Genomic DNA, 15144 nt, shown 5'->3' with positions numbered 1-15144 from the left:
GCCGAGAACCCGGACCTTCCCGCCGCTCGCTCTCAAGCCGCTGAGAAGGCCGGGCCGATAATTCGTATGATCTGGGCCAGCCGGAATATTCTCATGAGGCGCGTCTTTAAGGGTTTTTGCGCCGGAAAGGAAGGGAAAACATCAGAGCGCGGTCGCAATTGGCGTATATACGAGTTATATATCTTTTCATCACATGGAGACGAAGCGATGGGCAAGGAAGCTGTTTTCACCATGAAATTGGAGAAGGAACTCCGGGATGAATTCATGGCAGCCGCGGAAGCCTCTCACAGGCCAGCCTCACAAATCGTACGCGAGATGATGCGCGACTTCATCAAGCAGCAGCAATCGGAAGCGGATTACGCGGCATTTCTGCAAAAGAAGGTCGATTTGGCGCGAGCGCAGATTACCGCTGGCCAAACCCTATCGAATGATGAGGTCGAACAGGAATTCGCCGCTCGACGCGCTGCCGCGCGGGGCAACTAATCGCCATGATCATCCGCTGGACTTTGGCTGCGAGACAAGACCGCGTGGAAATATTCGACTATATCGCAGTCCAAAATCCAAGCGCCGCCTTGCGGATGGACGATATGCTTGCTGCCGCGGTTTCGCGCCTCAAGAACTTTCCTCAGCATGGGAAAATCGGTGCAATTGCCGGAACCCGTGAGCTTGTGCCTCATGAAAGCTACCGGATCGTATACGAAGTCGATGACAAAACGATCTGGATTCTGGCGATCGTCCACACGTCCCGACAATGGCCGCCGGCTGGCGAATAATTCCCCTAAAACGCGATCTTCGCGTCCAAGTCGCCGAGCGGGCGCACGCCGGAAAGCAGCGCCCTCGCCTCCTCCTCATCGCGCCTGATCTGCTCCACGAGGGGGTCGAGACCGTCGAACTTCAGCTCGTCGCGCAGATGGCCGAAGAAGGAGACGGAACAGACCTCTCCATAGAGATCACCCGAGAAATCGAAGAGAAAGGTTTCCAGCAAGGGCGCGCCGTTTTCCGTTACCGTCGGACGGCGGCCATAGCTCGCCACGCCGTCATGGAGCGTGCCGTCGGGCCTGCGGAAACGCACCGCGTAGATGCCGGCCTTCAGCTCCGTTTCGGGCGGAAGCCGCATGTTGGCGGTCGGAAAACCGAGCTGGCGTCCGAGCTTCTCGCCGCCGATCACCTCCGCCTCCACCGTATAGCGATAACCGAGCAGGCCGGCGGCGCCGGCAACGTCGCCTTCGCAAAGCAGAGCCCGGATGCGGCTGGACGAGATCACTTCGGCATTCTCGTCACGGAAAGCATCCACCAGCGTCACGGCAAACCCGCGCCGCTTGCCGGCCGCCATCAGGAAAGCCGGTCCGCCTTCCCTGTCCTTGCCGAAATGAAAGTCAAAGCCGGTCACCACGCCGCTTGCGCCAAGCCAATCGACCAGGATCGTCTCGACGAACTCCTCCGCGGAACGGGTCGAAAAATCGCGATCGAAGGGATATTCGATCACCGACCGGAAGCCCATAGCCTCCAGAAGCCGCGCCTTCATCGGCGCCGGGGTCAGCCGGAAGACCGGTGCATCGGGCCGGAAGACGGTGCGCGGATGCGGCTCGAAGGTCAGCACCAAAGCAGGGACACCGCGCTCCTCGGCAAGCGCAAGCGCCCGTTCGAGTACGCTGCGGTGGCCGCGATGCACGCCGTCGAAATTGCCGATCGCCACCACTCCGCCCTTCAGGGCTTCGGGCAGCGGCTCCTTCTTTTCGTTGCGGTGGAATACGGTCATCGGGAGAATTCCGTCCTCAGGCGAGCCGCGGCATCCACCATTTCGGCGTCGCGCCTTCGCGCTTCAGCCAGGCATTCAGGATCGCCTCGTCCGGCTCTCCCTTCACCGTATATTCTGCCGCATGGATACCGCCGCTGATATAGAGGAGGTCCAGGCCGGCGGCGAGCGCGCCACGTACATCGGTCGGCATGCCGTCGCCGATCGCAAGCACCTTGTCGAGAGAGAATTCGCCGCGCACCTCGCGGGCGGCGGCAAAGCTCGCCTCATAGATCGGCCGGTGCGGCTTGCCGGCAATACGGCTCCTGCCGCCGAGCTGTTCGTAATAGGCCGCCATGGCGCCGGCGCAGGGGATGATGCGATGGCCGCGCTCCACCACCAGATCGGGGTTGGCGCAGATCATCGTCACGTCACGCGCCAGGAAGTCCCGCAGCATGTCGGTATAGTCTTCCGGGGTCTCCGTCTCGTCATCGAAGAAGCCGCTGCAGACGAGCGAATTGGCCTCCTTCGGATCGGATACCCGCTCGACCCCGAGATCCTCTATGAGGGCGGTGTCGCGCTCCGGCCCGAGCAGGAAGACCTTTTTCGGCCCCTCGGCGATCAGGCGGCGCGTCACGTCGCCGGATGTGACGACGCGGTCATAGGCGGTATCGGGAACCCCGATATGGTGAAGCTGGGCGGCGACCTGATGAGCAAGCCGCGGTGAATTGGTGATGAGAACGACGGTCGCGCCGCCCGACCTCGCCTCTTCGAGCGCGTCTGCGGAGTGCATGAACGGATCGACGCCGTTATGCAGCACGCCCCAGACATCCGAAAGCACCACGTCGTAGTCTTTTGCGACCTCGCTGAGATTGCCGATTCGTCTGGCCATGCGCGCTCATTCCTTGAATTCGACTGGCGCTGACATCGCAAAGCTTTTCCGCGATGGCAAGGAAATTTCGGAGGCGACCGGAAATTCCGATCTAGAACAACAGCCTCAGCGCCAGGCCCGCCGCCGCGCAGACCGTCAGCACCGCCACCATGCCGAGCTTCAGCCGGAACAGGAGGAAGGCGGAGACGAGGAACAGTGCCAGCGCCGCGGGATCGAGCGATTGCCAGACGGGCCACCAAAGGCCGGCGACCGGCTCTCCGCCGGGCGCCGCGGACGGCCAGAGCGGAATGCGAGCCACCTCGGAAAACAGCACATGCAGACCGAACCAGATCGCCAGATTGAGGATGACGCCGACGACCGCGGCGGTGATCGCTGCCAGCGCCGCCGAAAGGGCGGCATTGCCTCTCAGCCGTTCGATGTAGGGCGCGCCGGCGAAAATCCAGATGAAGCTCGGCACGAAGGTCGCCCAGGCGGCGAGCGAGGCGCCGATGAGGCCCGCGAAGACGGCATCGAGCCCCGGAGAGAACCGGAAGCCGACCATGAAACCCACGAAGGAGAGCACCAGCACCAGCGGCCCCGGCGTGGTTTCGGCAAGCGCCAGCCCATCGACCATCTCGCCCGGCATCAGCCAGCCGTAACCTTCCACCGCTACCTGCGCCACATAGGCGAGCACCGCATAAGCCCCGCCGAAAGTGACGAGCGCCATCCGCGAGAAGAAGGAAAACATGGCCGCCAGGCTTTCGGTGCCGGCAAAGAGCCAAAGAACGAGCAGCGGCAGTTGCCAGAGAAAAACCCAGAAGGCGAGCGTCAGGAGCGACCCCAGCAGCGGCGGTCGCCTGGTTTCCATGAGGTCGGTTGCCGGCTGCGCCGCGAGCCGTGCCGGATAGATCCGGGAGGCCAGGAAACCCGCGAGGCCGGCGGCAAGCACCACCAGCGGAAACGGCAGGCCGAACACGAACAGCGCGAGGAAGGCTAGCGCGGCGATCACGACGAGAAAGCGGTTTCTCAGCGTCTTGCGTCCCAGGCGGATCACCGCTTCCACGACGATCGCCAGCACCGCGGCCTTCAATCCGAAGAAGAGGCCGGTCAGCCAGGTGGTTTCCTGGAAGAGCGCATAGGCTGCCGAAAGCGCCATGATGACGGCAAGCCCCGGCAGCACGAAGAGAAGGCCCGCGACGATGCCGCCGCGCACGCCGAACATCAGCCAGCCGGCGTAGGTGGCGAGCTGCTGGGCCTCCGGGCCCGGCAGCAACATGCAATAGTTCAGCGCATGCAAGAAGCGCTCCTCGGAAAGCCAGCGCTTCTCCTCCACCACGGCCTTGTGCAGCATGCCGATCTGCGCCGCCGGCCCGCCGAAGCTTAAGATGCCGATGCGCGCGAAGACGGAGACGAGCTCGCCGAACGTGGGGCGCTCGGCGGCTTCTTCCTTTATTGTTCCGTGCATGGCCGCCTCACTTCCGCCCGCCATGGGATACCCAGTCGTGCTTTTCATCCGTGGCATCCCGTGCCCAGCGATAGAGGGCATCGTAAACCAGCATGCCTTGCTCCAGTTGCTCCAGATCTTCGGAATACATGCGCGACAGGCCAAGCGATATGGCGAGCAGCCCCGCCGCCTGCGGCTCGAGGTCCGGCCGATCGGTATCGGCTCCCCGCACGATGCGGGCCATTCTCTGCAATGCCGGGAAGGCAAGGCCGAATTCCTCCACCATGACGTCGAAGCTGCAGAGCTCGCCGCGATGGCTCCAGAACACGCCCTCGATATCGAAGGGCGTCGCGCCGAAACGCTCGGCAACAGCTTCGACCTCGGAAGCCGATACGAAAAGAAAGCGGGCTTGAACATCCACGAAACGGCGGACCAGCCATGGACAGGCGATGCGATCGATCTTCGGTCGAGCGCGGGTGACCCAGAGCGTGCCGCCGGAGGAATTCTGTCCCGGTAGACGAGCCACCGGCACGACGGGCAGGCCCGCCGCCCGCCAGGCAAGGAACCCGCCTTCCAGGGTTTCCGCCTGTACTCCTGCCAGCCGCAGGAAGGCGGCCACGCCCTCGCTGATCTTCAGGCCCTTTTGGCAGATGACGACCACCCAGCGGCCGGCATAGGTTGCGGCCCAGTCGGCAACATCGTGGTCGTCGCGGTGGATCGATCCGGGGACAAGATGCGGATCGGCGGGGAAGTCGTCCTCGTCGCGCACATCAATGAGGATCGGCGCCTTCGGCGTACCGATCAAACGGACAAGTTTTTCGGGTGATATAGCGTTGTAGGTTGCCATGATCCGTGTCCTCTAGGAAACATATGTTATAGCCATATGAAGGACGCGAATTTCGGCATGGCGCCTCGTGGGGTACTCGCAGACCCCATACCTTGATTAGACGAGATTACATCCCGCTGGTCAAGTCGAACGAGAAATTTGATCGACGTTCTTGACTCCCTCTGCGGCCCTCCTTATCTCGGGTCGCGTTAGCACTCCCTGGAGACGAGTGCTAACGAAAGAGATACGGATTTCGATATCCGTCAATGTCATTTGATCGAGGGATAAGACAATGGCAAGCACCAATTTCCGCCCCCTGCACGATCGCGTCGTTGTTCGCCGCGTCGAGTCTGAAGAAAAGACCAAGGGCGGCATCATCATTCCGGACACCGCAAAGGAAAAGCCGCAGGAAGGCGAAATCGTCGCCGTCGGCACCGGCGCTCGTGACGACAAGGGCGCTCTCATCGCGCTCGACGTCAAGGTTGGGGACCGCGTTCTGTTCGGCAAGTGGTCCGGCACGGAAGTCAAGCTCAACGGCGAAGACCTTCTGATCATGAAGGAATCCGACATCATGGGCGTTATCGGCTGATTGCCGGTCGCTCACTCGTAATTCGCTGACACCTCTTTTCAGGAGTTCTCAAAATGGCAGCTAAAGAAGTCAAATTCGGCCGCAGCGCGCGCGAAAAGATGCTGCGTGGCGTCGATATTCTCGCTGACGCAGTCAAGGTAACGCTCGGCCCGAAGGGTCGTAACGTCGTTATCGACAAGTCCTTCGGCGCTCCGCGCATCACCAAGGACGGCGTTTCCGTCGCCAAGGAAATCGAACTGGAAGACAAGTTCGAAAACATGGGCGCCCAGATGGTCCGCGAAGTCGCTTCGAAGACCAACGACGTCGCCGGTGACGGCACCACGACCGCAACGGTTCTCGCCCAGGCCATCGTCCGCGAAGGCCAGAAGGCTGTTGCAGCCGGCATGAACCCGATGGACCTGAAGCGCGGCATCGATCTCGCCGTTGCCGAAGTCGTCAAGGATCTCCAGGCCAAGGCCAAGAAGATCAACACTTCGGAAGAAGTCGCACAGGTCGGCACGATTTCGGCAAACGGCGACCGTCAGGTCGGCCTCGACATCGCTGAAGCGATGCAGAAGGTCGGCAACGAAGGCGTCATCACCGTCGAAGAAGCCAAGACCGCCGAGACCGAACTCGAAGTCGTCGAAGGCATGCAGTTCGACCGCGGCTATCTCTCGCCCTACTTCGTCACCAACCCGGAAAAGATGGTTGCTGACCTGGAAGACGCCTTCATTCTCCTGCACGAGAAGAAGCTCTCCAACCTCCAGGCCATGCTTCCGGTTCTCGAAGCCGTCGTTCAGACCGGCAAGCCGCTCCTCATCATCGCTGAAGACGTCGAAGGCGAAGCTCTCGCCACGCTCGTCGTCAACAAGCTGCGCGGCGGCCTCAAGATCGCTGCCGTCAAGGCTCCGGGCTTCGGCGACCGCCGCAAGGCCATGCTCGAAGACATCGCCATCCTGACGGGCGGCACGGTGATTTCCGAGGACCTCGGCATCAAGCTCGAGAATGTTACCCTCGACATGCTCGGCCGCACCAAGAAGGTCTCGATCTCCAAGGAAAACACCACGATCGTCGACGGCGCCGGCGCCAAGACCGACATTGAGGGCCGCGTCAACCAGATCAAGGCCCAGATCGAGGAAACCACTTCGGACTACGACCGCGAAAAGCTGCAGGAGCGTCTTGCCAAGCTCGCTGGCGGCGTTGCCGTGATCCGCGTCGGCGGCTCAACGGAAGTCGAAGTGAAGGAAAAGAAGGACCGCATCGACGACGCCCTCAACGCGACGCGTGCTGCCGTTCAGGAAGGCATCGTACCGGGCGGCGGCGTGGCTCTGCTGCGTTCTTCCACGAAGATCACCGCCAAGGGCGCAAACGACGACCAGGAAGCCGGCATCAACATCGTCCGCAAGGCGCTGCAGTCGCTGGTTCGCCAGATCGCGGACAACGCAGGTGACGAAGCTTCGATCGTCGTGGGCAAGATCCTCGAGAAGAACGAAGACAACTACGGCTACAACGCCCAGACCGGCGAATACGGCGACCTGATCCAGCTCGGCATCGTCGATCCGGTCAAGGTTGTCCGCACCGCTCTGCAGAACGCCGCTTCGGTTGCTTCTCTGCTGATCACGACGGAAGCCATGATCGCCGAGCTGCCGAAGAAGGAAGCCCCGATGCCGGCAATGCCGGGCGGCGGCATGGGCGGCATGGATTTCTAAGAACCGCAAGGTTCGGGAAGTCCAGAATGACCGCCCATCACTAAAAGTGCTCAAGCCTGCAAAGCAGGCTTGAGGTGGCGGCATGGATTTCTAAGAAATTCTGTCACCGAAATTCAGAAAGGGCGGTCTTCGGGCCGCCCTTTTTCATTTAAGGCTTTGCTCTGCCAAGCAGGAGAAGGAGCGTGGCGGCGAAGACGATGACGGTGGCGGCGACAGCCGAGAGATAGAGGGCGCCCGCCTCCCCAAATCGCTGCATGACATAGGCATAGGCAACCGGCGCGGCGGCCGAGAAGAAGAAGCTCGGCGCTATCAGGCGTCCGGCCACCGTGCCGTATGTCCGGTGATCGAAGAGGACGAGCGGCAGGGTGCCGCGCGTGATCGTCAGAAGCCCGTTGCCGGCGCCGTAGGCGAAGGAGAACACGCCCGCCGCGACGACGGATGTTCCCGAAAACAGCCCTGCGGCAAAGGCAAGCGGCAGGACGAGCGTTGCCGCCAGATTGAGCGTCAGCGGGTCGATCCGTCCGCCGAAAAGCACCTCGCAGAAGCGCGCCAGAGATTGGCCGATGCCGCGCAGGGTGGCAATCCAGACGGATACCGAGGCGGCGAGCCCGAGCCCCGCCAGCACGCCGATCATATGCGCCGACATGCCGGCATTCAGAAAATTGGCAAGGCTCATGATCAGCGCGTAAAGCCCGCCCAGAACGACTGCGTTCCCGCGGCCGGCGGCAGGCGCCGGCGCATGCGTGATGGCCCCGGGACTTTCCGACGACCGCGCCGGCACGTCTGGAATCGAGAGGTAGAGCGGGATCGTCAAGAGCGCGAAGCCGGCATAGGCGACGACCGCGCCACGCCAGTCGAAATGTTCGGCCAGGAAATGGCCGACGGGCCAGAAGGTGGTGGAGGCAAGCCCACCCAGAAGGGTGATCTGAGAGATCGGACGACGCGCCTCGGCCCCGCCTATCCGCACGAGCGCCGCAAACGCGGCGTCATAAAGAGTGAGCCGCATGGCAAGCCCGATACAGACCCAGGCGGCATAATAGGTCGCCACACCATGGCTGACGGCAAGGAGAAGACAGCCCGCCGCATTGAGCAGCGCGCCGGCGATCATCACCGAACGCCCCCCTTGGCGATCGATGACGCGGCCGACGAGCGGCGAGACAAACCCCATCACCAGCAACGCGGCCGCGAAGCCGCCATACACGATTTCGGCGCTCCAACCGAGATCGGCTGCGATCAGATCACCGAACACGCCGATCAGATAGTAGGAAATGCCCCAGGCGACGAGCTAGCCAAGTGCCAGGCACAGAACGGTCCCACGCGAAATCGCTGCGGTCATCCCGCAAGGCCTCGGTCCGGCGCGCTTTCGTCGCCTTCGCCGAGCGGCCTCTGCATCAGAACCGTATCGACCCACTGGCCAAGCTTGAAGCCGACCGAGCGCAGGATACCGACCTCGCGGAAGCCCATCCGCTTATGGAGCGCGATCGAGCCCTCGTTGCCGCTGTTGCCGACGACGGCCAGCATCTGCCGCCACGGCCCTTTTTCGCACCGGGCGATGAGTGCCCCGAGCAAGGCGCTGCCGATGCCTCGTCCACCGAGGCCTTCCGCCACATAGACCGAATCCTCGATCGTGAAACGATAGGCCGGACGCGGCCGGTAAGCCGTCGCGTAGGCGTAGCCCGCGATCTTCCCCTCCAGTTCGGCGACGAGATAGGGCAAACCGCTCGCAAGAACCGAGGCCCGACGGGAAAGAAGCTCCTCTACGGAAGGCGGCGTCTCCTCGAAGGTGGCAAGCCCATGAAGCACATGGCGGGCATAGATCGCCTGCACCGCTCCCATATCCGCTTCTTCGGCGTCGCGGATCAGGACACTGCCCCCGGCGGGCGTCACCAATGCTTCCTTCACAAAATCCTCGCTTTCCATCATTGCAATTTCCTCTGCGCCAATCTTGAAGCCGCATCATGGCGGATGCAAATACATAAAAGAAGCTTTGGATAATTATGCAAAGCATGAGAGATTTTTTGAATGCAGAGCCTCAATCTCGATTATCTCAAGACCTTCGTGACCGTGATCGAGCACGGCAGCTTTTCCGCTGCCGCCGAGCGGCTGGGCCTCACTCAGCCGGCGGTCAGCATGCAGATCCGCCAGTTGGAAAAGCGGCTCGGAACCGTGCTTGTCGAGCGGGTCGGACGAAAGGCCCGACCGACGACGGCGGGCGCCGAACTCCTCGCCCATGCGGAACGTATCGATGCCGAGGTCTCATCCGCCGTCGAGGCGGTCGCGCGCCATGCGAGCGGCGCGATCGGCCGGGTGCGCCTCGGCACCGGGGCTACCGCCTGCATCTTCCTGCTGCCGCCGCTTCTCGGAGAGCTTCGCCGCAGATATCCGGGCCTCGAGATCACCGTCACCACCGGGAACACGTCCGAGATCGTCAAGGCCGTGGAGGAAAACCTTATCGATATCGCGCTCGTCACCCTGCCGGCCTCCGGGCGAATGCTCGAAATCACCCCGGTCATGGACGACGAATTCGTTGCCGTCGCGCCTCGCGACATGACCCTGCCGGACGTGGTGACGGCTGACAGCCTTTCCAAACTGCCCCTGCTGCTCTTCGAACCCGGCGGCAATACCCGCCGCATCGTCGACAGATGGTTTGCCGGCAACGATGTGGCCCTCAACCCGACGATGTCGCTCGGAAGCGTCGAGGCCATCAAGGCGATGGTCGGCGCCGGGCTGGGCTGCGCCATCCTGCCCGGCATGGCGGTGCCGCCCGGCGAGCGGCCGGACCTCGTCACAAGGTCTCTCTCCCCGCGGCTTCATCGCGAGCTGGCGGTGGTGATCCGCCGCGACAAGCGGCTTCACCGGGGGCTCAAGGCCCTGCGTGACGGGCTTCTCGGCCTTGCCGCAAGCCCGCCACCTTGATCAACGGCCGCCTGATCCTTGGAGCCTACGCATCGCGCAGAAAATCCGCGCCACGCTCTTCGAGCCAGCGGTCATGGAGCCACATTTCCGTCTGTCGGCGTCCCTGGAGATTGGCCCAGACGATGTCGCGCTCAAACACCATGACCTCGCGGTCCGAGCCGACGATGACCCAGAACCAGCGGCCATCGGCCGTATTGCGCATCTTCACCTTCATGCCTGTCAGCGTCACCGGACGACCGCCGCTCTCGACCGTTTCCTCGTGAGGCGCGATGAAGCTGATCCTCAAACCGGGCAAAAGATCCGGCGCGTGGGTGCCAAGAAAGCGCATGGCTATGCTCCGCGCCTCTTCCTCACCCGGAAGCTCGCCTTCCCGAAGAGAAAGGTCCATTCGCGTGAATCCCTTGAGCTTGCCCGAAGGATCGGTGACCGTACTGAAATGCTCGCCGCCAAGACCGGAATTGCGCCCGTCCGCCCGTTCGTAGCGGACGAGCCGCGCCTTCCCGCCGTCTATCGCGACCTCGCCCGCGCCGACCTCTCGGTAACCCGGCGGAAATGGAAGAGCTTCGAGCCCGGCAGCCCGGCCGGACATATCCTGCTGTGCTGCGGGACTATTCGCTTGAGCCATCGCCCTTCCCTCCAGACCAGCCAACGCAGCCATCGTTGCGACTGCACTCAGCGCCAGCGCCGGACCGCAGCGTGAATAAAGCACTCTCCGTTTCATGCCCGTTCTCCTTGATGAGCAAGGCAGTATCCCAATCGGAACGCTGCTCGCTTTTCGATACGAAACGTACCGTATCATATGAAGAATATAGGGCAAGCAAACAGCGGCTCACATTCTCGCGACTGCGGATTGCCTCATACGTCAACTGCATGCGGCGCCCATCAGGAGAGCGGTTGTTCACTTATAGTAGACAAACCGTCTCGCATTGTTCATCTTCCTGAGGCAGAATAAACGATGCAGAATGTTCCCAGTCATCAACGCTTAGTCCGGCCAAGGACAATCATCGGAGACCTGAGAAAAATGTCCGCCACTTCCACAAACCTGCTTCTGCTTGCCGGCCGCGTGCTGCTTTCGGCCATGTTCATCCTGTCCGGCTATCCAAAGCTTATCGATCCCGCCGGCACCGCCGGCATGATCGCGGGCGCCGGCCTTCCGGCCGCAACGCTGCTGGCCTATGTCGCCGGCATCTTCGAACTATTGGCGGGCATCGCCGTTCTCGTCGGTTTCAAGACCCGGATCGCCGCGCTTCTGCTTGCGGCCTTTTCCGCCTTCACGGCGTTCGCCTTCCATTCGAGCGCGATCAACATTCCCGACTTTCCGGAAGCCGCGAACGGCATGCTGACCATGTTCAATCAGCTCAACATGATGAAGAACCTGACGATCGCAGGCGGCTTCCTGGTGCTCGCTGCCGCAGGCGCCGGCGCCTACTCGATCGATGCCCGCCGCGGCTCGGTCGCCCTCAACGCATAACTATCGAGCTTTCCCTGCCCGATACGGCCGCCGGATGCAAATCCGGCGGTCTTTTTATTTTGGCGCTAGAGGGCGGTGCGGACGGCTTTCACGATCTTCGCTATGCGCGGATCGCCGTCATGCACGGTCTTGCGAGCGCGCACCAGGCAGGCCTCGCTTTTGAGGATAACTCCGTCCGCCAGGACCTTGAGGTGGTTGGCGCGAAGCGTGGAGCCCGTCGAGGTGATATCGACGATGATATCCGCCTGGCCCGCCGCCGGCGCACCTTCCGTCGCGCCGAGGCTTTCGACGATCCGGTAGAGCTGGATGCCGTGCTGGCGGGAGAAGAATTGCTGGGTCAGCCGCCAGTATTTCGTGGCGATCGCCAGCCGCCGGCCATGCCGGGCGCGGAAATCCGCAGCCACATCGCCGAGATCGGCCATGGTCTCGACATCGAGCCAGATTTCCGGAACCGCGACCACGACATCCGCCCCGCCGAAGCCAAGGCGCGCGCAGAATTCAACCTTCTGATCCACCTCGGGCATGCCTTCGCGGACCAGGTCCTCGCCGGTAACCCCGAAATCGACGGCGCCGTTTGCGAGTTCGCGGGCGATCTCCGAGGCCGAGAGATAGGCTATCTCGACGCCTTCGATACCCTCGATCCGGCCACGATAGGAGCGGTCGTTGCCGACGGCTGAAATCGCCAGGCCGGCGCGCTCGAAGATGGTGGCAGCCTCTTCCTTGATGCGGCCCTTGGAGGGCAAGGCGATGGTGATCGTGTTCATTGGTCCGCCCTCCCCGCCTCGATGCGATCGAGCCACAGAGAGAAGCCGACCGCCGGGACATGGTCGCTCGCTCCGAGGAGCGTCAGCAGACGGTCGAAGCGACCGCCGCCGGCGAGCACCGCGGAGCTTCCCGCTTCCGTGATCTCGAAGACGAGGCCGGTATAATAGTCGAGCGGACGGCCGAAGGCGGCGCGATAGGTCATGCCGCCGATATCGGCACCCGCATTGGCGAGCGCGGCAAGCCGGGCATCGAAGAGCGCCAGCGCGGCGCCGAGCTTCAGCCCGGCGGCATCGGCAAAACCGGCCAGAGCCGCCGGCGCCTCATCGAGCGGCAGTTGCAGCGTCAGGAATTCGCGCAGCAGAAGAAGAGCAGAGCCATCAAGCCGGGTTTCGGCAAGCTCGAGCTTCTCCTTCAGCCTGCGGGCGATCTCCGCCGGCGAGCGGCTGGCATTGGTGGAATAGCCGGTTTCCTGCATGGTCCGGTCGATGCGGGCCACCAGCTCAGCCTCCTTGCCGGAGGCGATCAGCCCGGCGATCTCCGGATCGAGGCCGGCGACCGGCTGAGGGCGCGCCAGCCGTTCCAGCAGGGCTTCCAGATGCTCCATATCGCCGAAGGCATGGATCAGCCGCTTCTGCCAGCCGAGCGGCAGGCCGAGCGCCTGCACCACCGCTTCGAAAACCGCCTGGTCTCCGAGCGTCAAGGCGAGTTTCCGGCCGGGGAGCAGCGCCTTCAGGACGCCCGTGGCGTCCCCGATCGCCCGCGCATCGGCGCTTGCGATATCCTTATCGCCGAGATCCTCGATGCCCGCCTGATAGAATTCATGGGCGCCCTCGCGCCGCTGCCGGAAAACCTCTCCCAGATAGGAATAGCGCCGCGGCGTGCCCGTCGCGGTCTCGATATGCCGCAGGCAGACGGGAATGGTGAATTCCGGCCGCAGGCACAGGCTGGCGCCCGTTTCGCTCTCGGTGAGAAAAATGCGGCGGCGCAGATCCTCGCCCGCTATATCGAGAAAAGGTTCGGCAGGCTGGATGACCGGCGTATTGACCCGCTCGGTCCGCCGGGTCTCGAATTCCTTCAACAGGTCGTCGGAAAATTCCGGCATGTCGCTCAGGGGCATGGAATTTCCCCTCCCCGTCGCTTCGCTCCGACCCTCCCCACAAGGGGGAGGGTAAGGTTCGCCGCACCGTTCAGCGCAGGAACATAAAACTCAGCGGTTTCACACCAGGATGGCGGCTTGCGCCGACCGGCTCCCTCCCCCTTGTGGGGAGGGTTGGGGAGGGGCCAATCAAGCATCACTCGCCCGCCTGCGATCTTCCGCCTGTGCCGCCAGAATCTCCTTCACCTTGGCGATCAGATCGGCCTCGGCAACCGTCTCCTGTGCGACACGCGCCTCGCGCCAGGCGGCATTGTCCTCGATCTCGCCGGAAAGACGCTTGCCCTCGATGAGGTCCTTGATCTGAACGACGCCCTGGCCGCGCTCGTCGCCGCCCTGGATGATGGCGATCGGGCAGCCGCGGCGGTCGGCATATTTGAGCTGGTTGCCGAATTTCTTCCAGTTGCCCTGGTACATTTCGGCGCGGATACCTTCGGCGCGCAAAGCCTGGGTGAACCGCTGGTAGCGCCCCATGCTCTCCACATCGCCGTCCATGACGGTGACGAGGACCGGCGCAACCACCTCGTCCTGGCCGAGCTTGCCCAAATTCTTCAGCGCCGTCATCAGGCGCGAAACGCCGATGGAAATGCCCGTGGCCGGCACCGGCTGGCCCATGAAGCGCGATACGAGACCATCGTACCGCCCGCCGCCGCCGACCGAGCCGAAGACGACCTTCTCGCCCTTCTCGTTGGTGACGTCGAAGGTGAGTTCTGCTTCGAAGACCGGACCGGTGTAATATTCGAGGCCCCGCACGACGGAGGGATCGATCTTGATGCGGTCCGGACCGTAGCCGGCGCTCGTTGCAAGCGCACCGATCGTGTTCAATTCGTCGACACCCTCGCCGCCCTGCGCCGTACCGGCTACGAGTTCGGCGAGCTGAACAGCACTTTCCGCGTAATCCCTGATACCGACAAAGAAGAGAACCTTTTCGATCTGCTCTCCATTCAATCCCGCACCCTTGGTAAAGTCGCCGCTCTCATCCTTGCGGCCTTCACCGAGCAGAAGGCGCACGCCTTCGGGACCGAACTTGTCGAGCTTGTCGATAGCGCGCAGCACGTTCAGCCGTTGGCCGGCCTTGTCCTCGCCACCAAGCCCGATCGCCTCCATGACGCCGTCCAAGACCTTGCGGTTGTTGACGCGAATGACGTAATCGCCGCGCTTGACGCCGAGTGCTTCCATCGTGTCGGCCATCATCATGCACATTTCGGCATCGGCCTGGACGCCCGCCGCGCCCACGGTATCGGCATCGAACTGCATGAATTGACGGAAGCGGCCCGGACCCGGCTTCTCGTTGCGGAAGACATAGCCGGCGCGATAGGTGCGGAACGGCAGCTGGATCTCGTTGAAGTTTTCCGCGACATGGCGGGCGAGCGGCGCAGTCAGGTCGTAGCGCAGGCTCATCCACTGGTCGTCGTCATCCGTGAGCGAGAAGACGCCTTCGTTCGGGCGGTCGCTGTCAGGCAGGAATTTGCCGAGTGCATCGGTATATTCGAAGAGCGGCGTTTCCATCGGATCGAAGCCGTAACGCTCGTAGACCTCGCGGATCTTTTCGATCATCTCGTTGGTGGCATGGATATCGGCGGCGGAACGATCGACGAAGCCGCGCGGCAGGCGGGCCTTGAGTTTCTGCGTTTTTTGTTTCTTGTCGCTCATGATCGGATTTCCATTGCCTTCGGACCTCGGCAG

The 15144-nt window shown here is 62.8% G+C and carries 16 protein-coding genes; 6 read left to right on the top strand and 10 right to left on the bottom strand.

Features of this window, described 5'->3' with window-relative positions:
• Nucleotides 1-207: 207 nt before the first annotated feature.
• Both ACE04I_RS03995 and ACE04I_RS03990 read left to right on the top strand, forming a co-directional pair.
• Nucleotides 208-483: an antitoxin gene (locus tag ACE04I_RS03995; protein WP_046797456.1), complete on the top strand. Its 276-nt coding sequence runs from the start codon at nucleotides 208-210 to the stop codon at nucleotides 481-483.
• Between the two features lie 5 nt (nucleotides 484-488).
• Nucleotides 489-773: a type II toxin-antitoxin system RelE/ParE family toxin gene (locus tag ACE04I_RS03990; protein ID WP_046797428.1), complete on the top strand. Its 285-nt coding sequence runs from the start codon at nucleotides 489-491 to the stop codon at nucleotides 771-773.
• A 5-nt stretch (nucleotides 774-778) separates the two neighbouring features.
• Here ACE04I_RS03990 and ACE04I_RS03985 read toward each other — a convergent pair whose 3' ends face one another.
• The 4 genes from ACE04I_RS03985 to ACE04I_RS03970 form a co-directional block, all read right to left on the bottom strand.
• Nucleotides 779-1759 carry a bifunctional riboflavin kinase/FAD synthetase gene (locus ACE04I_RS03985; protein WP_046797427.1) on the bottom strand — a complete coding sequence of 327 codons (981 nt, stop codon included), beginning with the start codon at nucleotides 1757-1759 and terminating at the stop codon, nucleotides 779-781.
• A gap of 16 nt (nucleotides 1760-1775) precedes the next feature.
• Entirely contained in the window at nucleotides 1776-2627 is an 852-nt protein-coding gene (locus tag ACE04I_RS03980; protein WP_046797426.1) for a TIGR01459 family HAD-type hydrolase, read from the bottom strand.
• Between the two features lie 91 nt (nucleotides 2628-2718).
• Nucleotides 2719-4071, bottom strand: a complete 1353-nt coding sequence (chrA, locus tag ACE04I_RS03975; RefSeq protein WP_137326905.1) for a chromate efflux transporter — start codon at nucleotides 4069-4071, stop codon at nucleotides 2719-2721.
• A gap of 7 nt (nucleotides 4072-4078) precedes the next feature.
• Complete coding sequence (locus ACE04I_RS03970) at nucleotides 4079-4897, bottom strand: chromate resistance protein ChrB domain-containing protein (protein WP_487206650.1); 819 nt, start codon at nucleotides 4895-4897, stop codon at nucleotides 4079-4081.
• A 271-nt stretch (nucleotides 4898-5168) separates the two neighbouring features.
• Here ACE04I_RS03970 and groES point away from each other — a divergent pair, with 271 nt between their 5' ends.
• On the top strand, nucleotides 5169-5465 hold the full coding sequence (gene groES, locus ACE04I_RS03965) for a co-chaperone GroES (protein ID WP_046797423.1): 297 nt from the start codon (nucleotides 5169-5171) through the stop codon (nucleotides 5463-5465).
• A gap of 53 nt (nucleotides 5466-5518) precedes the next feature.
• Nucleotides 5519-7153, top strand: a complete 1635-nt coding sequence (groL, locus tag ACE04I_RS03960; protein ID WP_046797422.1) for a chaperonin GroEL — start codon at nucleotides 5519-5521, stop codon at nucleotides 7151-7153.
• Between the two features lie 148 nt (nucleotides 7154-7301).
• On the opposite strand, the gene ACE04I_RS03955 is transcribed toward groL, so the two are convergent.
• Nucleotides 7302-8402, bottom strand: a complete 1101-nt coding sequence (locus ACE04I_RS03955) for an MFS transporter (protein ID WP_487206649.1) — start codon at nucleotides 8400-8402, stop codon at nucleotides 7302-7304.
• Between the two features lie 83 nt (nucleotides 8403-8485).
• Complete coding sequence (locus ACE04I_RS03950) at nucleotides 8486-9073, bottom strand: GNAT family N-acetyltransferase (RefSeq protein ID WP_046797455.1); 588 nt, start codon at nucleotides 9071-9073, stop codon at nucleotides 8486-8488.
• A gap of 102 nt (nucleotides 9074-9175) precedes the next feature.
• On the opposite strand from ACE04I_RS03950, the gene ACE04I_RS03945 reads away from it, so the two are divergent.
• On the top strand, nucleotides 9176-10069 hold the full coding sequence (locus ACE04I_RS03945) for a LysR family transcriptional regulator (RefSeq protein WP_046797421.1): 894 nt from the start codon (nucleotides 9176-9178) through the stop codon (nucleotides 10067-10069).
• Nucleotides 10070-10094: 25 nt separating this feature from the next.
• Here the strand turns inward: ACE04I_RS03945 and ACE04I_RS03940 are convergent, their stop codons facing one another.
• Nucleotides 10095-10790 carry a hypothetical protein gene (locus tag ACE04I_RS03940; RefSeq protein WP_487206648.1) on the bottom strand — a complete coding sequence of 232 codons (696 nt, stop codon included), beginning with the start codon at nucleotides 10788-10790 and terminating at the stop codon, nucleotides 10095-10097.
• Between the two features lie 300 nt (nucleotides 10791-11090).
• Here ACE04I_RS03940 and ACE04I_RS03935 point away from each other — a divergent pair, with 300 nt between their 5' ends.
• The gene (locus ACE04I_RS03935; protein WP_046797420.1) at nucleotides 11091-11540 is read left to right on the top strand and encodes a DoxX family protein; all 450 of its coding nucleotides are present in this window, start codon (nucleotides 11091-11093) and stop codon (nucleotides 11538-11540) included.
• Between the two features lie 65 nt (nucleotides 11541-11605).
• Here ACE04I_RS03935 and hisG read toward each other — a convergent pair whose 3' ends face one another.
• From hisG to hisS, 3 genes are all read right to left on the bottom strand, one after another.
• Nucleotides 11606-12304, bottom strand: a complete 699-nt coding sequence (hisG, locus tag ACE04I_RS03930; RefSeq protein ID WP_046797419.1) for an ATP phosphoribosyltransferase — start codon at nucleotides 12302-12304, stop codon at nucleotides 11606-11608.
• Entirely contained in the window at nucleotides 12301-13422 is a 1122-nt protein-coding gene (locus ACE04I_RS03925) for an ATP phosphoribosyltransferase regulatory subunit (protein WP_046797418.1), read from the bottom strand. Before ACE04I_RS03925 ends, hisG begins: the two co-directional genes overlap by 4 nt.
• Before the next feature lie 168 nt (nucleotides 13423-13590).
• A complete protein-coding gene (hisS, locus tag ACE04I_RS03920; protein ID WP_046797417.1) occupies nucleotides 13591-15111 on the bottom strand; it encodes a histidine--tRNA ligase in 1521 nt (506 codons plus the stop codon).
• Nucleotides 15112-15144: the final 33 nt, after the last annotated feature.

This window comes from Rhizobium moroccans (assembly GCF_057559155.1).
This window is presented reverse-complemented; position numbering and strand designations above follow the sequence as displayed.